Annotated in this window: 15 protein-coding genes; 8 read left to right on the top strand and 7 right to left on the bottom strand. The window is 69.5% G+C overall.

Features of this window, described 5'->3' with window-relative positions:
• The first annotated feature begins 6 nt into the window (after nucleotides 1-6).
• Complete coding sequence (locus EV640_RS05560; RefSeq protein WP_133726038.1) at nucleotides 7-528, top strand: DUF3817 domain-containing protein; 522 nt, start codon at nucleotides 7-9, stop codon at nucleotides 526-528.
• Nucleotides 529-603: 75 nt separating this feature from the next.
• Here the strand turns inward: EV640_RS05560 and EV640_RS05565 are convergent, their stop codons facing one another.
• The gene (locus tag EV640_RS05565; RefSeq protein ID WP_036477442.1) at nucleotides 604-1,989 is read right to left on the bottom strand and encodes an MFS transporter; all 1,386 of its coding nucleotides are present in this window, start codon (nucleotides 1,987-1,989) and stop codon (nucleotides 604-606) included.
• Between the two features lie 346 nt (nucleotides 1,990-2,335).
• Nucleotides 2,336-3,133, bottom strand: coding sequence for an alpha/beta fold hydrolase (locus EV640_RS05570; protein ID WP_036477440.1), 798 nt, complete (start codon nucleotides 3,131-3,133; stop codon nucleotides 2,336-2,338).
• 216 nt (nucleotides 3,134-3,349) lie between these two features.
• Between EV640_RS05570 and guaA the strand changes: the two genes are divergently transcribed.
• Together guaA and EV640_RS05580 are read left to right on the top strand one after the other, a co-directional pair.
• Entirely contained in the window at nucleotides 3,350-4,900 is a 1,551-nt protein-coding gene (gene guaA, locus EV640_RS05575; protein WP_051501427.1) for a glutamine-hydrolyzing GMP synthase, read from the top strand.
• A 12-nt stretch (nucleotides 4,901-4,912) separates the two neighbouring features.
• Nucleotides 4,913-5,425: a DUF456 domain-containing protein gene (locus tag EV640_RS05580; RefSeq protein ID WP_036477307.1), complete on the top strand. Its 513-nt coding sequence runs from the start codon at nucleotides 4,913-4,915 to the stop codon at nucleotides 5,423-5,425.
• Between the two features lie 247 nt (nucleotides 5,426-5,672).
• Here the strand turns inward: EV640_RS05580 and EV640_RS05585 are convergent, their stop codons facing one another.
• Complete coding sequence (locus tag EV640_RS05585) at nucleotides 5,673-6,014, bottom strand: hypothetical protein (RefSeq protein WP_036477305.1); 342 nt, start codon at nucleotides 6,012-6,014, stop codon at nucleotides 5,673-5,675.
• Between the two features lies 1 nt (nucleotide 6,015).
• Between EV640_RS05585 and EV640_RS05590 the strand changes: the two genes are divergently transcribed.
• From EV640_RS05590 to cpaB, 3 genes are all read left to right on the top strand, one after another.
• Nucleotides 6,016-9,795: a DUF4011 domain-containing protein gene (locus EV640_RS05590; RefSeq protein WP_133726039.1), complete on the top strand. Its 3,780-nt coding sequence runs from the start codon at nucleotides 6,016-6,018 to the stop codon at nucleotides 9,793-9,795.
• Nucleotides 9,796-9,929: 134 nt separating this feature from the next.
• Nucleotides 9,930-10,166, top strand: a complete 237-nt coding sequence (locus EV640_RS13575; protein WP_161634843.1) for a hypothetical protein — start codon at nucleotides 9,930-9,932, stop codon at nucleotides 10,164-10,166.
• A gap of 344 nt (nucleotides 10,167-10,510) precedes the next feature.
• Nucleotides 10,511-11,296 carry a Flp pilus assembly protein CpaB gene (gene cpaB / locus EV640_RS05595; RefSeq protein ID WP_161634842.1) on the top strand — a complete coding sequence of 262 codons (786 nt, stop codon included), beginning with the start codon at nucleotides 10,511-10,513 and terminating at the stop codon, nucleotides 11,294-11,296.
• On the opposite strand, the gene EV640_RS05600 is transcribed toward cpaB, so the two are convergent.
• The 4 genes from EV640_RS05600 to EV640_RS05615 form a co-directional block, all read right to left on the bottom strand.
• Nucleotides 11,276-11,623 carry an FmdB family zinc ribbon protein gene (locus EV640_RS05600; RefSeq protein WP_036477303.1) on the bottom strand — a complete coding sequence of 116 codons (348 nt, stop codon included), beginning with the start codon at nucleotides 11,621-11,623 and terminating at the stop codon, nucleotides 11,276-11,278. The two genes, cpaB and EV640_RS05600, sit on opposite strands and share 21 nt — an antisense overlap.
• Before the next feature lie 72 nt (nucleotides 11,624-11,695).
• A complete protein-coding gene (locus EV640_RS05605) occupies nucleotides 11,696-12,400 on the bottom strand; it encodes a 5-formyltetrahydrofolate cyclo-ligase (RefSeq protein ID WP_036477301.1) in 705 nt (234 codons plus the stop codon).
• 5 nt (nucleotides 12,401-12,405) lie between these two features.
• A complete protein-coding gene (locus tag EV640_RS05610) occupies nucleotides 12,406-13,563 on the bottom strand; it encodes a hypothetical protein (protein WP_133726040.1) in 1,158 nt (385 codons plus the stop codon).
• A 91-nt stretch (nucleotides 13,564-13,654) separates the two neighbouring features.
• Complete coding sequence (locus EV640_RS05615) at nucleotides 13,655-15,328, bottom strand: dolichyl-phosphate-mannose--protein mannosyltransferase (protein WP_036477297.1); 1,674 nt, start codon at nucleotides 15,326-15,328, stop codon at nucleotides 13,655-13,657.
• 52 nt (nucleotides 15,329-15,380) lie between these two features.
• Here EV640_RS05615 and rsmI point away from each other — a divergent pair, with 52 nt between their 5' ends.
• Both rsmI and EV640_RS05625 read left to right on the top strand, forming a co-directional pair.
• The gene (rsmI, locus tag EV640_RS05620; protein WP_133726041.1) at nucleotides 15,381-16,304 is read left to right on the top strand and encodes a 16S rRNA (cytidine(1402)-2'-O)-methyltransferase; all 924 of its coding nucleotides are present in this window, start codon (nucleotides 15,381-15,383) and stop codon (nucleotides 16,302-16,304) included.
• A 66-nt stretch (nucleotides 16,305-16,370) separates the two neighbouring features.
• Entirely contained in the window at nucleotides 16,371-18,245 is a 1,875-nt protein-coding gene (locus tag EV640_RS05625) for an AMP-dependent synthetase/ligase (protein WP_243832243.1), read from the top strand.
• Nucleotides 18,246-18,678: the final 433 nt, after the last annotated feature.

The following is an 18,678-nucleotide window of genomic DNA, read 5'->3' on the forward strand; positions in this document are numbered from 1 at the left end:
AGACGCATGAGTGACTCCCGTACCGGCGACGCCCATCTGACCGATCCCGCGGCGACCGATGACATCCCGCCGGCTCCGCCGCGGCCCAAGCAGCGCCGCTTCGGGGGCACCGCCGCGCAGATCCAAGGATCGCTGAACTTCTACAAGGCCTTCGCCTTCATCACCGGCATCATGCTGCTGATCCTGGTCGCCAAGATGACCATGGACTACGGCTTCGGCTACGAGCTCTACGCCGGCGGCACCACCGCCGCAGGAGCCGAGAACTCGCTGGGCTTCCACCCCAAGGACTCGGTTGTTGACGGCACCGGGATCTCCTACTGGATCGCGGTGATCCACGGCTGGATCTACGTCATCTACATCATCGCCGGATTCCGACTCTGGTACCTGATGAACTGGAAGGTCGGCCGGCTGGTCACCATCGTGCTCGGCGGCGTCGTGCCGTTCCTGAGCTTCGTGGTGGAGCGCAAGATCGCCCGCGAGGTCCGGGTCGACATGGAGTCCAACCCCGAGGCCGTGCGCCGCTACTGAGCGGCCCACCGCATCGACGCCTGCCCCGGGAGGGCGAGAGTCCGGCCCGGGCGGGCTAGCGGAGCGCCGGAACGGTTAGCGGGGCGCCGGAACGGGCCGCGCCTGCGCACGACCGGCCCAGAAGAGCACCGGGATCAGCAGCAGCGCGAGCAGCCCTCCGCCCAGCGAGAGATGTTCGAAGCTCGTCGTGGACATCACCACCCCCGACATCGCCCCACCGCCGGCTCCGGCAAGGGCGATCAGCACATCCACGCCGCCCTGCGTGCGGGCACGGTTCTCCGGGACCGTGGCGTCCACGACCAGCGCAGTGCCGGAGATCAGCCCCACGTTCCAACCCACCCCCAGCAGGATCAGCGCCAGGATCAGCAGACCCAGGGAATCCCCGGGGGCTGCGGCGCCCACCACGCCGGCGCCGAGCAGCAGCACGGCAGCCGCGACGCTCATCGGAATCCGACCGAACCGGTCCACCAGGACCCCGGTGACCAGCGAGGGCAGCCACATGGCCCCCACATGCAGCCCGATCACCAGTCCCACCGATCCCAGTCCGTGGCCGTGGGCCAACATGTGGATCGGGGTCATGGTCATGATCGCCACCATCGCGATCTGGGTCAGCACCATCACGGTCGCGCCGATATAGACGCCGGGCTCGGGCCTGGGGGCAGGGGCGGAATGCGCTGAGCCGGTGGAGCCTGCGCCGGCGGCGAGCTCGGAGACAGGTTCGGCCGCGTCTGCCGCCGTACCCCCGTGGGTGCTGGCGGCGGGTTCCCCGGCCATGCCAGGGGTTTCCGCAGCTTCGATCTCGGCGAGCTCCCGCGCCAGCAGGAACGGGTCCGGGCGGAGGAAGGCGAGGAGGATCGCTGCGGCGGCGAGGTAGGCCGCGGCCGCGAGCAGGAAGGGTCCTGCCAGCGGCGGGATGCCCAGGCTCGTCGCGAGATCTCCCAGCGGCTGAACCAGGTTCGGGCCGGCCACGGCCCCCAGGGTCGTGGAGACCATGGCGATGCTGATCGCGGTGGCGCGGCGTGATTCCGGCGCCAGGTCTGTCCCGGCGTAGCGGGCCTGCAGGTTCGTCGCGGTCCCGGCCCCGTAGATGAACAGGGCAAAGAACAGCAGCGGGACGTGATCCGCGATCGCCGCGGCCACCACTCCGATCGCGCCGAGCCCTCCGGCGGTGAACCCGAGACCCAGCCCGATCCGGCGACCCCAGCGCTGACTGACCCGCCCCACGGAGAACGCCGCAAGCGCGGAGCCCAGCGTAAACAGCGCGATGGGCAGCCCGGCCAGGCTCGCTGAGCCGAGCATCTCCTGGGCCAGCAGAGCGCCCACGGTGACCCCTGCGGCCAGTCCGGCGCCGCCGAGGATCTGGCTGAAGACGACGACGGTGAGCGTACGCCGCTGCACCTCGGCCCGCTTCGCCTCGGATTGCTGCGTGAGTGTCCGCGGCTGGGCGCCCCCGTGAGTCATGCCCGAATCATAGACCGCCGCCTGCCGCGACCCTCCGCCGAGGAGAGGGGTCATCCCGTCTCCGGGGCGGAAACGGGTGCTCTCAGCTCGCGTGAAGGGGCGATTCCGCCCGTTCGCGCCCCAGCGCGGCGGTCGAAAGCCCTGAAGTCCGCTGAGCGGAGACTTCATCCCCGTCACTGGGGCGCAAACGGGTGTTCTCAGCTCGCCCGACACAGCCATTCCGCCCGTTCTCGCCCCAGCAACACGAAAGACGGCGCGCGGGCGCGAAAGACGGCGCGCGGGCGCGAAAGACGGCGCGTGGGCGCTGAAAAGCAGGGCGCGGGCGAGCGTCGTCGTCGTTCTGGGGCTAGTCCGCCGTGAAGAAGGCCTTGAGCACGGCCGAGAAGACCTCGGGCTTCTCCGCGTGGACCCAGTGACCCGCGTCCTTGATCGTCGTCAGGCTCACGCGCGGGAACAGCGCCCGCATGGCAGGAGCGAAGTCATCCTGCACATAGTCGGACTCGGCTCCGGCGATCCAGAGCACGGGGCCCTCGAACGTCTCGTCCGTGAACTCCGGGAAGCCCCCGATCTGCGGCAGCGACTCATGGAGCAGGTCCAGATTCACCCGCCAACGGAACCCCTCGCCGTCGCGCGCCAGGCTCTGCAGCAGGAAGCCGCGGACCATCCGCTCGGGGATCGGCTCCTGCAGGAGCTCATCAGCCTCGCCGCGGGAGGAGAGGCCTGCCAGGTCCAACCGGCTCAGACTGCTGATGAGATGATCGAATTCACCCATGGACTCCCGGGCGACCGGTGAGATGTCGACGACGGCGAGGCGGCTGATCAGCTCCGGATGGCGCAGGGCCAGCACCATGGCGACCTTGCCCCCCATGGAATGCCCCACCAGATGCACCGGAGCCTCGCTGGCCACGGTGCGACGCAGGTGATCCGCGACCATATCTGCCTGCTCGACATAATCGAAGCGCTGGGTCCAGTCGGAGGCGCCGTGGTTGGGCAGATCCAGCAGGACAGAGCGCAGCTCGGGGGAGAGCGCCTTCGCGATCTGGGTGAAGTTCTTACCCTGCCCGAACAGCCCGTGCAGGAACACCACGGTCTCGCCAGACTCACCCAGCTGCGCAACGTTGAGTGAGAATGTTTCGGCAGTCACGATGAGTCTCTCCTGTTCACAGGTGTGCATCTGGTCCCGATCATCCTACGGCGGGCCCTCGACGGGTTTTCAAGCAGGCGACCTGTGAGCAGGACCTCCGGGGCAGGGCGGTGCGCCGCGGGTGCTGTCGCTTAGGATGGGACGGTGACTTCTCAGCCTGATTCCGCAGACTCTGCCGTTCCCGCCGTGGAGCGCTCGAACTCCGAGGCCCAGACCGTGCTGGTGGTGGACTATGGCGCGCAGTATGCCCAGCTCATCGCCCGCCGCGTCCGCGAGGCCCGGGTCTACTCCGAGGTCGTCCCGCACACCCTCGCCGCGAAAGAGATCATCTCGCGCAATCCCTCCGCAGTGATCCTCTCCGGCGGGCCCTCTTCGGTCTACGCCGAGGGTGCCCCCGAGGTGGAGACCGAGCTCTTCGAGGCAGGCATCCCGGTGATGGGCATCTGCTACGGCTTCCAGGCCATGGCTCACAGCCTCGGCGGCGAGGTGGCCCGCACCGGCGATCGCGAATACGGCAAGACCGAGGTGCGCAGCGTCAACGCCCCGCATTCGCTGCTCACCGGCACCGATACGGTCCAGTCCACCTGGATGTCGCACAGCGACTCCGTGCAGCAGGCACCGGAGGGCTTCGAGGTCCTGGCCTCCTCGGAAGGCGCTCCCGTCGCAGCCTTCGCCGACGAGGCGCGCAGGCTCTACGGCGTGCAGTGGCATCCGGAGGTGCGCCACTCGCCCCAGGGCCAGATGGTCATCGAGAACTTCCTCTATAACGGTGCCGGCCTGACCCCCGAGTGGACCACCGGCAACATCGTCGAAGAACAGGTCGCCGCGATCCGCGCCCAGGTCGGGGACGCCCGCGTGATCTGCGGACTCTCCGGCGGCGTGGACTCCGCCGTGGCCGCCGCCCTCGTGCAGAAGGCCATCGGAGACCAGCTGACCTGCGTGTTCGTCGATCACGGATTGCTGCGCGAAGGTGAGGCCGAACAGGTCGAACGCGATTTCGTCGCCGCCACCGGCGCGAAGCTCTATGTGGCCGATGAGCGGGAACGCTTCCTCGCCGCACTTGAGGGCGTCACCGATCCCGAGACCAAGCGCAAGATCATCGGCCGGGAGTTCATCCGGGCCTTCGAAGGCGCCGAGAAGGCGGTGCTCGCCGAGGCGGCCGCCGACGGCGCCACGGTCGAGTTCCTGGTCCAGGGCACCCTCTACCCCGACGTCGTGGAATCCGGCGGCGGCGAGGGTGCGGCGAACATCAAGTCCCACCACAACGTCGGCGGGCTGCCCGAGGACATGGTCTTCAAGCTGGTCGAGCCGCTGCGCGCGCTGTTCAAGGACGAGGTCCGGGCCGTCGGTGCCGAGCTGGGACTGCCTGCCGAGATCGTCCAGCGTCAGCCGTTCCCGGGGCCCGGGCTGGGCATCCGGATCATCGGTGCGGTCTCCGAGGACAGGCTGCGGATCCTGCGCAAGGCCGATGCCATCGCCCGTGAGGAGCTCACCGCCTCCGGGCTGGACCAGGAGGTCTGGCAGATGCCGGTGGTGCTGCTCGCCGACGTCCGCTCCGTGGGAGTCCAGGGCGACGGCAGGACCTACGGCCACCCGATCGTGCTGCGCCCGGTCTCCTCCGAGGACGCGATGACCGCAGACTGGTCACGGCTGCCCTATGAGCTGCTCGCCAAGATCTCCAACCGGATCACCAACGAGGTCGAAGAGGTCAACCGGGTCACCCTGGATGTCACCTCCAAGCCGCCAGGCACCATCGAATGGGAGTGAGTCAGACGACTCATGCTTGATGCTCCCTCCGCCGAGGCGATCACCACCGTCGTCGCCGGACTCCTGCTGGTGCTCGGCGCGCTCGGCGTGGTGCTCCCGATCCTGCCGGGTTCGCTGCTGATCGTCATCACCCTGATCGTCTGGGCGGTGCTGCTGGGTGGCCCGGTGGCCTGGCCCGCGGCGATCTTGGGCGTGGTCCTGGCCGTGATCGGCTGGGGCAGCTCCACGGTGCTCACCGGTCGATCGCTGCACCGGCAGCAGATTCCGCGCGGGCCGATCATGATCGCGATCCTCACGGCACTGATCGGGCTGATCGTGTTCCCGCCGCTGGGGCTGTTCATCGGTTTCGCCGCAGGGCTCTTCGGCGCCGAATTCGTGCGCCGGGAGCGCGACTGGCGTGCCGCTGGGACCGCGAGCCTGCATGCGCTGCGCGCCGTCGGGCTCGGGATCGTGCTCGAATTTCTGCTCGCCGGGCTCGCGATCTCCTCGTTCCTGATCGGCTCGCTGATCCACTTCTGGCCCTGACCCGCGGCCGACCGGCGGCTTCAAGGTCAGGCTGAGACCGATTGCGGGTTGTGCCGCCGGGATCATTAGACTTCACTGCATGTAATTATCGGCGATCCTCGTCGTCCCTGAGGGAGACGAGGGTGCCGGAATGGGCGTGAGCCCATTCCGGTGGGGATTGTGGAAGGTCGTCTGTGAGCAAAGAACCAGCCGCTGAGGAGTGGGACCTGCCGTCCGAGAATGGGCCCGCAGCAACTGCGCTGGAGCATCAGCACCGTGACAACGAGGACGACGCCGCCCCTGCGGCCTCGGACTCGCCCGGTTCCGCGCAGTCCCCGAGATCCGCGCAGTCTCCTGGATCCGTAGACTCCGCGAGCTCGGCTGCATCGGCGTCGACCCCAGAGTCGCCCGGATCGGCCGATTCCGCAGACTCGGCCGGGTCGCCCGGCTCACCGGACTCAGCAGACTCACCGGCGTCCCCGTCCTCACCCGCGTCCGCGGGCTCTGCGGCGTCCCCAGATTCGACGCCCTCGGCACCCTTGGCCAAGAACGGCCGCGACCCGGTCGCGGCCTGGCTGGAATCCGTGGGCTCGGGGACCGAGAACGACACGATGCTGCGGTTCTCACCGAGCCAGCACAATGCCATCGACCTCACCGACGCAAACTCTTCGGGGATGATGCAGCTGATGGCGGGGCGCAAGACCCGGCTCTCCACGCTGCTCAACGATCAGCACGCCTTCACCATCGGCAAGCAGGCCGCCCAGGGCATCCGGGCCAAGACCCGCGAGATGTCCGAGGAGCGCGGAATCGACGTCGGCTTCCTCGCCGCCGGCGTGGTCAGCTGGACCGAGGATGCCGGTCAATCCTCCTCGGGGGAGCAGTTCACCGAGGACTTCACGGCTCCGGTCATGCTGGTGCCGATCACCCTGCGTCCGCGGGAGGACGGCAGTGGCGACTTCGAGATCCAGTTCAGCGCGGCCGCCCGGCTTAACCCTGCCCTGATCCGTCACCTCGCCACCCGACATGGCACCCGGCTGGACCCGGTGGAGTTCCACAGCTCCGGCTATGTGACCGCCCGCTTCGATCCCAGCCGTCCCGCAGATGCGCTCGCCCGGATCGCCGGAGGCGTGGACACCATGCACTCGGTGCAGGTGTGGCGACAGCTCTACGTCTCGACCTTCGCGGACCTGACCTTCCTGGGAGACCCCACCGGGCTGGATCTGGATCACCCCGTCATCCGGGCCATGGCCACCGGTAAGCCGCTGGGCCAGGCTCGTGCCGAGCTCGCCCGCAAAGACCTGCCCCCGGTGGATGAGCGGGAGCCCCGCGACGAGCGCCTGGTCGCGGACGCCGATCCGCACCAGCAGGCAGCGCTGGACGCGGTGCTCGCCGGGCAGTCCGTGGTGGTCTCCGCCCCCGCCGGCACCGGTCAGACCCAGACCGCGATCAACGCCGCGGCCGGTCTGGCCTGGCAGGGCAGACGGGTGCTGGTCCTCGCCGAGCGCACCGCCACCCTGGAGCAGTTCAAGAACCGGCTCTCCGAGGTCCATCTGGGCACGCTGGCCGGCAACATCTCTGCCGCCGGGACCTCCGAGGAGATCCGGGATCAGCTGATCCGCGCCATCCGCCGCAATGAGCGGGCCGAGCCGCCTCGGCTGGGAACCCTGCAGACGAAGCTGAAGAAGTCCCGCCACCAGCTGGTGGAACACGTGAAGTCGCTGCACAATGTGCGCCGCCGCTGGGACTGCTCGCCCTACCAGGCCATGCAGGCCCTGGCCGCGCTGACCAGCCTGAGCCCGGCGCCGTCGACCTCGGTCCGGCTGAAGCGCTCGGTGCTCGACAACACCGTGGACCGCAGCCAGATCACCGTGAAGCTCAAGCGCGCCGCCGAGCTGGGTGCCTTCTCCGCCGAGACCCGCGACAGTCCCTGGTTCAACGCCCGGCTCTCCAACCGACAGGAGACCCGGGACGCGATGGCCCTGGTCATCGAGCTGCGCGAGCAGCTCCCGGAGCTGAGACAGATGATGGTCTCCGCCTGCGAGGCCGCCGGGATCACCCCGGGTGCCAGTTTCAGCGAGTGGAACAGCCAGGTGCTGCTCTTCCAGCGGGTGCAGGAATCCCTGGGCAGGTTCAGCCACGACGTCTACGCCCGCGCGGTGGACGATCTGATCGCTGCCACCGCCCCGGGGTGGTGGCGTCGGCAGAACAACGTCGAGATGACCTCGGTGACCCGCTCCCGGCTGCGTCGGCTCGCCAAGGAGTACGTGCGCCCCGGCGTCGCCATCGGTGATCTGCACTCCTCGCTGATCGATGTGCAGTCCGAGCGGGAGGAATGGAACCAGTGGTCCCTCTCCGGCTCCGCGCCCAAGGTGCCGCACCGGTTGGACGCGCTCTGTGACGCCTTCGGGAAGGTCCAGGCCCGGCTGCAGCGTCTTGATGAGGTGCTCGAGACCGGGTCGCTGACCGAGATGCCCATTGAGGTGCTGCTGGACACCGTGGAGACCCTGGCTGCCGATGAGAAGCCGCTGGAGACCCTGCCCGAACGCACGCTGCTCGGGGAGCAGCTGCGCGAGCAGGGCTTCCGGGACCTGATCGAGGACTTCTCCGAGCGCGAGATCAGCGCGAGCGTGGTCGCCGAGGAGCTGGAGCTCGCCTGGTGGCAGTCCGCGCTGGAGGCGATGATCTCCGGGGACGACTACCTGGCGATGACCACCGGTGAGAACCTGCGCAGCGTCGAGGAGACCTTCCGCAGCTCCGACGCCGGCCACATCGAGTCCAGCGCGCAGCGCCTCGGCCATGCCCTGGCGGTGCGCTGGAAGTCCGCCGTGGAGGCCCATCCCCAGGCCGCCGCGGATCTGCGCGCCCTGCTGCGCGACGCCACGCCCACCATCGAGGCCCTGGAGACGATCAATTCCAAGGTGACCCAGCCGCTGGTCCCGATCTGGACCACCTCGCCGCTGGGGCTCGGGGAGCAGTTCCCGCCCGAGTACCGCGCCGATGTCGTGATCCTGCTCGACGCCGAGTCGCTCGCCGTGCCCACGGCGCTGAACGCGGTGACCCGGGCCGAACAGGTGGTGGCCTTCGGTGACCCGGTGGCCGGTTCGCCCACCCCCTTCCACGTCTCCGCCGACCCGGTGGCGCGCGAGACCGAACAGCCACGCCCCGCCTCGATCTACGACGAGCTGGCCGCCGTGCTGCCGCACCATGCGCTGCGTCAGGTCCATCGCGGAGTCGACCAGGAGCTCACCGGTCTGCTCTCCTCCGCGCTCTACGACGGCGAGCTCACGCGACTTCCCGACGCCGCGCAGCTGACCGGTCAGGATCGCCGCTTCACCGTGGAGCTGGTCGCAGGCATCCAGGCCGGGTACCGCGACGCCGTGGAATCCCCGACCGGTGAGGTCAACCGGGTGGTGGACATGGTCTTCGAGCATGTGCGCTCCCGACGCGGGCACTCGCTGGCCGTGATCACCGGCTCCGCCTGGCACGCCCGCCGGGTCGCCGACGCGATCCGGTTGAACCTGGCCAATCATGCGTGGGCGAAGCCGTTCTTCACCGAAGGCGCCCACGGCGAGAGGTTCGTGGTGACTCCGGTGGAGCGCGCCTCCGGCCTGGTCCGCGACGACGTGATCTTCAGCCTCGGTTTCGGCCGCTCGGTGAAGGGCGAGGCGGCGACCCGCTTCGGGGAGCTCTCCGAGGTGCGCGGCCGTGAGCACTTCGCGATCGCGCTGACCCGGGCTCGGGAGCATCTGCGCGTGGTCACCTCGCTCTCGAACGCGGATATGTACCGCGACTCGCTGACCTATGGCGCCCGTGAGATCTATGACCTGATCAGGCTCGGCCTCGAAGGCTCGGACAACCCCACTGCCTCGGCGCAGCTGACCGATCCGCTGGTGCTGGATCTGGTGGACCGGATCCGGGCGCGCGGCGGGCGGGTCGAGGACGGGTTCCGCGGGACCCTCGATCTCGCGGCCTGCTCCCGCAGGTTCACCTCGGATCAACCCATGGTGCCGGTGGCGATGGTCTCCGACGGGACCAAGAGCTACGGCGCCATGTCGGTGCGCGAGCGCTCCCGTCAGCGTCCCGCCGCCTTCGAGGCGCTGGGCTGGAGCTATATGGCGCTGTGGACCATCGAGGTCTTCTCCAACCCGGTGCGCTGCACGGAGGTCGTGGCCGAACAGGTCGGCCTGGCCTCAGGGCCGGAGTTCGCCGAAGCGGGCCGGATCACCGTGCAGACCGCAGGTGAGACCCCGCGCGGCCGCCGAGCCCGCGAGCAGGATGCCCGCGGCGAAGGCATCCGCTTCGGAGGCGCGGCGGACCTCGAGGACGAGGATTCCCACCGCAAGTCCAAGAAGTGGCTGCCGCCGCGGGAGCGCGGGGCATGGAAGCCGTAGGCAACGGGCCTGATGAGGCCGGTTCGGATCACGCTGCCTCGGGGAGCGCCGGTCCTGGCGGGGCCGGACGGGCCGGTTCTGGTGGCGCCGGACGGGCCGGTTCTGGCGGGGCCGGGCGGAGGCCACGACGGCGCGTGGTCGCGCCGCCGACCTCGGGACAGTCCCATGCCGTGGAGTCTGACTTCACCGACCCCTTCAGCCAAGACGAGGTGCCCCTGGGGCACGGCGCCGGGTCCTCGGAACAGGCTCCGGATCCTGCGGGGGAGCGGGCCCCTGGCGAGCCGCGCCCCTCGCAGCGCCGAAGCCCCGAGGCGCCCTTGACGGACCATGAGCAATGGATCCTGAGTCAGCGGCCCCCACACTGGGGTTGATCCTGGACCTGCCGGGTGCAGCCGGTGCACTTTTCCCCAGCCCACCGTGCGGGCGCAGACCGCGCCCCGGCTCCACAGAGCGATGAGTCGCGGCAGCTGCGGCGCCCCCGTGGGCGACGCTGGTGGACATGTCCAGCCTCAGCCCCGTTCGACGTACCCGGCCTCGCGGTGATCCCCGGAGCGGTCTCCGCAGCGATTCCCGCGACGCTGGCCCTCACCAGGAGCCTGCTGGTCCGTTCCTTCCGCAGCGTCCCCGACGGGTCCGGACCCAGCCGGCTTCGCCGAGCAGGGGGCGAGCGCCGCAGAGTCCAGCCTCGAAGCGCAGCGTCGGTCCGGCACCAGCTGTGCGGTCTCCCACGACACAGATTCCTGCCCACCGGACCCCCGCGGTCCGGGATCAGAGGCGCAGGTCCCCGAGGATCAACCGCCGTCTGCGCGGCTCCGGGCTGCCCCGGCTGATCCAACGGTTCCGGATACCGCTCGCTCTGATCCTGGGTCTGGGGGTCGCAGGGGCTGCGGTGCTCACCGGTGCCGAGGGGCAGGTGGAGACCACCGCGGCGCTTCGGGTCAGCGCCGATATCGGGGCAGGGGAGCGGCTGAGTGCCGCCGTGGTGGAAGAGGTCCAGGTCGATGTGGCGGCGGTTCCGCACGACTACTCCGTGCGGGCCGAACAGGTGGTGGGACGCCAGGCCGCCGTGCCGATGCCGGCAGGTGCGCTGATCCACCCGGATCAGCTCGTGGGTCCTGGCCTGCTCGCGGGACAGCAGCGCGGCACTGTGGCAGTGCCGGTGCGTCCGGCAGATCCGGCGATGGTTGCGCTGGTCAGACCGGGTCAGCGGGTGGATGTCCTGGCCTCGAGCGACACCCCGGAACGCGGTTCGGCCTCACAGCTGGTGGCGACCGCCGTGCCGGTGCTGTGGACCCCGCAGGATGATTCGGAGAACTGGCTGCCCAGCGGGGCCGAGGCCGGCGGGGTCGTCATTCTGGCCGTGGATCCTGCTGCGGCGGAGTCCATCGCTCAGGCCACTCAGGAGGGAAGCCTGCACCTGAGTCTTCGCGGAGGCGGACCGCCCGCAACGGCTCGGGAGGGGGTGAGCCCTCCCGAAGAGTCAGCTGGAAGTGCCCGATGAGCCCGAGCCTGCGGACCCTGAACCCGAGGAGCCTGCACCGGAGGCCGCTTTGGTCGAGCTGGAGGAGGAATCGGAGGAGCCGCCGCTGGGACGGGCCGCTGACCCCTCGGAGCCTGAGCTCTTCGAGGTCTCGCCGCCGGAGCTGGCTGCGGCGCGGGAATCTGTCCGGTAGAAGCCGGAGCCCTTGAACGAGACTCCCACGGAGCCGAACTTCTTGCGCAAGGTGCCCTGGCATTCGGGGCAGACGGTCAGCGAGTCTTCGCTGAACTTCTGGGCGATGTCGAAGGCATGGCTGCAGTCCTTGCAGGCATAGGCGTAAGTGGGCATCGAGTTCCTCAGAGGTGAAGGGTGCTGGACGGTCGGGTGCACCGGCCAGACTGTGGCAATACTGCCAATCAATTATAAGGGCCGCGGCGTGGTGGCTTCGCGTTCGGTCACGATGGTGTGCACGCGCAGGTCATGGGGTTCCACCGGGAATGCTCCCGGGCGGAGGACCTCCTCGGCGTGCACCACGGCGATGAAGCGCAGCGGGCCGAGGTCGGACGGGTGCCCCACGGCGGACCCGCCGGACGTGGAGACCCGCTGATCGCTGCCGGCTCCGAAGGCGGTGTCGTAGAAGCCGCCGCCCTGGCCCATGCGTGCCCCCTGATGGTCCACTGCCAGGCCGGGTACCAGAACCGTGAGCCCCTCCGGGTGATGTTCGCGCAGCGTGACGGTGTCGAGCCCGTCACCCAGGGGCTCCTCGACCGCCGCGAAGGCGCTGCGTCGCAGCTGCGCCGCAGGCGACCACGGCGCCCACGTCAGGAGTCGATCTGTTGAGCTGGCGATCACCGGGACATAGACCAGACCGCCGACCTCGGCATGGTCGATGAGGAACGGTCGCACGTCCGGCTCGCCGGGCATCGGGAGATACCCCGCCACCGCGGAGCCAGCCGGCACCACCGTCTGGAGGACCTGGGCCAGTGCCCTGCCGCGGATCGAGATCTGTTCCGCGGTGAGTTCTCGGCGGGCCGCCCGGAGCCGGGACCGCACGGCGGCTTTGGTTGCGGCCGCGGATTCGGCTCTGGGGTCCCCGGATTCGGAGCCAAGGTCGGCTGTGTGCATGGACCTCAGCCCCGCAGTTCCGGCTGCAGGAGGCTGGCTCGCAGAGACTCTGCGGCGTCGGCCAGATTGGGGGAGAAGGTGAACTGGGCGCTCAGGCGCAGCAGGGCAGCCCGCTCATAGGCCTCCAACGCATCTGCGGCGACACCGTTCCGGTAGGCGGCGTCGTTGATCAGTCGGAAGACCACCGCGCGACGGGGAGCGTCCCACAGCCCGCGCAGCTCGTTCCACTTCGCGCAGGCACGCAGCCCGCCCAAGTCCAGTGCGGGGTGGGCCCAACCGGCGCTGGAGACCTTCACCAGTGCCGGTCCCACCTCCGGGGAGTAGAGCAGATCTTCATCGCGCAGCTGCCGGTGGGCAGGCACCATCCGACGCTCGGGGATCGAGGCCAGCGCTTCACAGGCAGTCCTCACGTTGCGCTGGAACAGCTCCGAACCGACGATATAGGGCCTGACCAGGGCCTCCCAGCGCTGCAGGCGGCGGATCTCCGTGGCGGCCCCGTGCACCGGGGTGCTCGCGGGCAGCTCGCCCGGGTGCTGGATCGCGGTGGACCACGCGTCCAGGGACTGCTCCCAGGCGGTCTCCCATGCCTGCGCGCCGATCCGGTGAGGTCGGTGCAGCGAAACGCCGGTCAGCGCCTGGAACGTGGCGGTGGAGTCACCATGACTGATCAATCGGGGAAGCCTGAACGGACCGGAGAACGCCTGCGCCCGCCGCATGCCCGCGAGCAGATCGCTCGCCCCACCAGCGGGCAGGACGACGGTGTAGGTCTCATTCGCCTCGTCGCGATGCCGCACCACTGCACGCAGGCCGGGTTCGTGGGCGATCACGAGACCGCCCCGGGCGGCCTGCTGCAGGGCGGGCAGGGCGGGATCCGTGTTCGGCGGAAACAGTTCCAGGTGTTCCCTGTGCCTGGCGGCACCCCCGTGGTGCTCGACCCGGAAATACCCGGCTCGTCGGGCGCGCCGTGACCCGCCGGGGCTCGAGGCTGCCGGGCCTGATGCTTCTGCGGCTGAGGATCCGGCGGGCTCGGGATCCTCTAGGGCGGTGACCTCCACCGTCAACACCTGCGGCCGTCCTGGGACCGGCCAGGCTCGCTCGACAGACCAGCGTGCATCCTCGGCCCACAGGGGGCGCGAGGGCAGCGATGCGGCGGGGTCAAGCATGCTCGGGGCGTTCCTTTCGACCGGTTCGGCTCCCACCAGCTTAGGCCCGAGGAGCCGGAGGGGATCGAGGCAGGCCGGGTGCCCCGCGATTTCAGAGCCAGGAATCGATCCAGATCCGCATGCGCCATTGCTCGTAGGGAATCAGCTCTGCGGTCCACAGCGGGAGGAAGAACACCGACACGGCCACACACAGCATCACGAAGCAGAGCAGGATCACGGTGTTGCGCTGACGTGCGGCCACGATCGTGGCCGCGGGGCGCTGGGTCCCGCCAGGACGCTGAGCCGCAGTGCCGACGCGCAGCACCAGGGCGGCGATCGCGGTGAGCGCCAGGATCAGGAACGGGTGATAGCTGATCGCGTAGAAGAAGAACGTGGTCCGGTCCGGGAAGAGCAGCCAGACCAGGTGTCCTGCCACGAAGCCGGAGAGGATCGCGCCGTAGCGCCAATCTCGGCGCCCGGCCCAGAGCAGCGTCACCAGGATCAGCGCGATCAACCCGCTCCACCAGATCAGTGGATTCGCCAGGTCCAGGACCGCTGAGGAACAGGTCTCCGCGGCGCAGGTCTCCCCGGTCTGTGCGTAGGTCTCTCCGGCGGAGACCGAGTCGTAGTGCATCGAGACCGGTCGGCCCATGAACGGCCAGGTCCAGGGGGTGGAGGCGTAGTCATGTCCGCTGCTGAGTCCCTGATGGAAGTCCGTGGCGGAGACATGGTAGTTCCAGAGTGATCGCAGCGGATCCGGCACCAGCCGGGCCAGCCCCTCAGCCGGGTGGGAGAGGTGCCATTGCCGGCCCCAGCCTCCCTGCGTGGCCAGCCAGCCGCTCCAGCTGGCCAGGTAGGTGCTCGCCGCGAGGGGCAGCACCGTGACCACCGCCGGGAGGGCGTCCTTGAGCATCCCGGATCGGGCCCAGCGTTCGATCCCGGCAAGGCGTCTGGCCTGCAGGTCCCAGAGGATCACCATGATGCCGAACACCGCGAGGAACGCCAGCGCTGAGAGCTTGACCGCCACCGCCGCGCCCAGCAGCACGGCCGCCAGAAGCCGAAAGGGCCGAACTCCCAACCACGGCCCGCCGGCCCTGTGCCCCTCGGCGCCCGGGTCGACCGCCCAGGCGGCCAGCCGCCGTCGTCCGCTGTATCGATCCAGCAGCAGCGCGCCGAAGGCCGCGAGGCAGAAGAGCATCATGAAGATGTCCAGCAGGCCCACTCGGCTCATCACCAGGTGGTGGCCCTCGATCGCGGTGAGGATCCCGGCGAACGCGCCAAGGAAGACCGAGCGGAACATCCTCTGCGCGATGAGCGCGATCAGCAGCACCGCCAGGGTGCCCGCCAGCGCCCCCGAGATCCGCCAGCCGAACGCGCTCTCGGTCCCGAAGACCCGCAGCCCCAGCGCGATCAGCCATTTGCCCAGCGGCGGGTGCACCACGTAACCGCCCTCACCGGTGGGCTGCGGCTCACCGGCCAGCCAGGAATCGTCGGCGTCCTCCGGCCAGACCAGCTCGTAGCCGGCGAGCATCAGCGCGTACGCATCCTTGGCGTAATAGGTCTCGTCGAACATCAGCAGGTGCGGGGTGGCGAGATCTCTGATCCGCAGGATTCCGGCGAAGAGCGTGATCATCCCGGGCAGGATCCAGCCCCAGAGCCCCGGCCGGTAGGCCTCGGCCTCGAGCCGGCGCTGCATCCGGGAGAGGCTGCCGGACTCCGGCTCGGTGAGGCGTCCGGTCACCCCGGCGGGGGCCGGAGTGCTGCGGACAGGCTCGGCGGGGTTCACTATGGGTATGCTACTTGGCGCAAGCCGGTCACCGATCAGAAGCGGGCGTGTCATGGAGTCAGGCGAGGCAGAGCAGCCGCAGCACACCCAGGAGCCCGATGATTCCGGCCTGTGGGACACCCCGATCGTGCTCGCCGCGACGCCGATCGGCAACCTTGGGGACGCGACCGACCGGCTCAAGCGGCTGTTGGGCACCGCGGAGGTCATCGCCGCCGAGGACACCCGGACCGCGCGCCACCTGGCTCGGGCGCTGCAGGTCAGGTTCCACGCCCGGGTGGTGAGCCTGCACGAGCACAACGAGGCGGCGCGCTCCGAGGAGCTCGTCGAGCAGGCGCGCCAGGGGACCCGGATACTCGTGGTCTCCGACGCCGGCATGCCCTCGGTCTCTGATCCGGGGTTCCGGCTCGTGGAGACCGCCATCGCCGCCGGCGTGGGGGTCACCGTCGCGCCGGGCGCCTCTGCGGTCACCACTGCGCTGGCGCTCTCCGGTCTGCCCACCGACCGGTTCACCTTTGCCGGGTTCGTCCCGCGCAAGGCAGGTGAGCGCAAGAAGCTGCTGGACCGGCTGGCGGCCGAGGAATGGACCACGGTGCTCTTCGAGTCCCCGCACCGGATCGCCGCCACACTGCGTGAGTTCGCTGCGGCGCTGGGGGAGGACCGCCCGGCGGCGCTGGCCCGGGAGCTGACCAAGCGCTACGAGGAGGTGCTGCGCGGCGGCCTGGGCGAGCTCGCCGGCGTGGCGGCCGAGCGCCACCTGCGCGGCGAGATGGTCCTGGTCCTGGGTGGAGGTTCAACCGCCGGAACAGGCGGTGAACCGATGAGCCTGCAGGAGCTGGCCGACGTCGTGCTTCACCGGGTCGCCGAGGGGGCCAAGCTCAAGACGGCGGCCAAGGAGCTCGGGGCCGCGCATGCCGTCCCCGCCAGCAAGATCTATGATGCGGCACTTGCCCGGAGACGCGCCGAAGAGTCCAGTTGAACAGTAGAATGACGTCCAGAGCGGAGAGGCACTCCACCGCAGGGGAATCGATGGGCAGGCGGGGTCATGACCGAGGAGCACGTGGGCAGCGAACATGCCGCCGAGACGAGCGGCAACCAGATCCGCGAAGCTGCCACCGCGCAGGTCGCGTGGCTGGATCCGCACACCAACGCTACTGACGGGGTCCTTGACCTCTTTGCCGCCCGCCCGAACCAGCCGGTCTACGCCGTGCCCAACGGGACCGGCGGCTGGGTGGACGTCTCGATCACCAGCTTCCTCGACCAGGTTCGTGGAGTCGCCAAGGGTCTGATCGCGCTCGGCGTCGAACCCCAGGACCGGATCGCGGTGATGGCGCCCACCGGTTACAGCTGGGCGGTGGTGGACCAGGCGATCTGGTTCGCCGGAGCGATCTCCGTGCCGATCTATGAGACCAGCTCCGCGCATCAGATCAGTGCCCTGCTCCAGGACTCCGGTGCCAAGCTTGCGCTTGCGGGAACCGTGGAGCTCCAGGACCACCTCCGCGCGGCAGCTGCGAAGCTCAATGGGAAGCGCCCCACGGTGCTGCCCATCGGCGAGGTGCTCCAGTTCGATGACCTCACCGCCTCCGGAGAGCACATCTCCGATGAGCGGCTTGAAGCCGCCCGCTCACGGGCCGGCCTGGACGACGTCGCCACGCTGGTCTACACCTCCGGAACCACCGGTCGGCCCAAGGGAGTGCGCATCACGCACCGCAACCTGGCCGAGGGCGCGGCGAACATGCTGCCCTTCGCGGATCAGATCCTTGGCGAGAACGAGTCCCGCACGCTGATCTTCCTGCCGCTGGCCCACGTGCTGGCCCGGGCGGTGCAGCTGATGTGTCTGCAGCGCGGCGTGCAGGTGGCGCACTCGGCCAGCTCCGAGAAGCTGCTCGAGGACCTTGCCAGCTTCCGCCCCACCTGGCTGCTGGCGGTGCCGCGAGTCTTCGAGAAGGTCTACCACGGCGCCTCCGCCAAGGCCCGCGCCGAGGGCAGAGGAAAGATCTTCGAGACCGCCAAGGAGACCGCCGTGGCGTATTCGAAGGCGCTGCAGGCCGAGGCCACGGGAGAGGGCCCCGGCCCCTCGATGCGGCTGCGCGCGCGGCGCGCCATGTTCGCCAAGCTGGTCTACGCCAAGCTCCATGCCCGCCTCGGCGGCAGCGTGCGCTACATGATCTCCGGCGCCTCTTCGCTGAACCCGGAGATCGCCCACTTCTTCACCGGCGCGGGACTGCCGGTCCAGGAAGGCTACGGGCTCACCGAGTCCACGGCCCCGATCACGCTGAACATCCCCGGCGCCACGCGCATCGGCACCGTGGGCATCCCGGTGCCAGGCAACACGGTGAGGATCGCCCCGGATGGGGAGGTGCTGCTCAAGGGCCCGGTGATCTTCGACGGGTACCACGGGCAGCCTGAGGCCACGGCCGAGGCCTTCGACGCGGAGGGCTTCTTCCGCACCGGGGATCTCGGCGACCTGGACGAGGACGGCTTCCTCCGGCTGACCGGGCGCAAGAAGGACCTGATCGTGACCGCCGGCGGCAAGAACGTCTACCCGATGCCGATGGAAGAGGTCATCCGGGCGCATCCGCTGGTCGCGCAGGTCATCGTGGTCGGAGACGACCGGCCCTTCGTCGCCGCGCTGATCACCCTGGACGCCGATGCAGTGGCCGACTGGTGCCGGGCTCAGGGCTACCGCTCGCTCTCGCTGATCGACGCCGCCAAGCACCCCCGGCTGCGCCAGGAGATCGGTCTCTCGGTGGAGGTTGCGAACCGCAGGGTCTCCCGCGCCGAGTCCATCAGGAAGTTCGAGCTGCTCGACGTCGAACTCTCCGAAGAGTCCGGTCATATGACCGCCTCGATGAAGCTGCAGCGGCATCGGGTGCTCGCCGACTTCGAGGGCGTCATCGATTGGATCTACGCGAACTGAGCCGGGCTGCGGGCCGTTTGGCTGCTAGCGCCTGCGAGCGTGCGCCTGCCTGCGCCTGCCTGCCTCTGCGGGGCGCAAACAGGCGGAATGAACCGTTTTCCAGAGGTTGTTCCACCCGTCTGCGCCCCAGCGATCTCGGGGTTCGTGTCTCGAGGTTCAGGCCTGTGGAGAACTCGGATGTGACGCTCGGGATGGGCCAGGATGTCTCCCATGCGGGAGCCTCGGGAACTGCCATCAGACCTCCAGAACACCGTCTTCACCCGTGCGGATCTGCGATCGCTGGAGCTGCATGAGGATCGGGTCCGCCGTCGGGATATCCGCTGCCTGGCTCATGGGTTCCACGTCTCAGCCGCGACGCAGCGGACCTCTCTGCAGGATGCCCTAGCCCTGGCTCGGGCCTTGCCCGACTGCTGGATCTCCCATGCCACTGCCG

The sequence above is a fragment of the Nesterenkonia aurantiaca genome, from assembly GCF_004364585.1.
GTDB classification, from domain to species: Bacteria; Actinomycetota; Actinomycetes; order Actinomycetales; family Micrococcaceae; genus Nesterenkonia; species Nesterenkonia aurantiaca.

Coding starts and splice junctions, on each gene's coding strand:
- EV640_RS05560 (WP_133726038.1), top strand. CDS start 7: ATGAGTGACTCCCGTACCGGCGACGCCCATCTGACCGATCCCGCGGCG.
- EV640_RS05565 (WP_036477442.1), bottom strand. CDS start 1,989: ATGACTCACGGGGGCGCCCAGCCGCGGACACTCACGCAGCAATCCGAG.
- EV640_RS05580 (WP_036477307.1), top strand. CDS start 4,913: ATGCTTGATGCTCCCTCCGCCGAGGCGATCACCACCGTCGTCGCCGGA.
- EV640_RS05590 (WP_133726039.1), top strand. CDS start 6,016: ATGCTGCGGTTCTCACCGAGCCAGCACAATGCCATCGACCTCACCGAC.
- EV640_RS05600 (WP_036477303.1), bottom strand. CDS start 11,623: ATGCCCACTTACGCCTATGCCTGCAAGGACTGCAGCCATGCCTTCGAC.
- EV640_RS05605 (WP_036477301.1), bottom strand. CDS start 12,400: ATGCACACAGCCGACCTTGGCTCCGAATCCGGGGACCCCAGAGCCGAA.
- EV640_RS05610 (WP_133726040.1), bottom strand. CDS start 13,563: ATGCTTGACCCCGCCGCATCGCTGCCCTCGCGCCCCCTGTGGGCCGAG.
- rsmI (WP_133726041.1), top strand. CDS start 15,381: ATGGAGTCAGGCGAGGCAGAGCAGCCGCAGCACACCCAGGAGCCCGAT.
- EV640_RS05625 (WP_243832243.1), top strand. CDS start 16,371: ATGACCGAGGAGCACGTGGGCAGCGAACATGCCGCCGAGACGAGCGGC.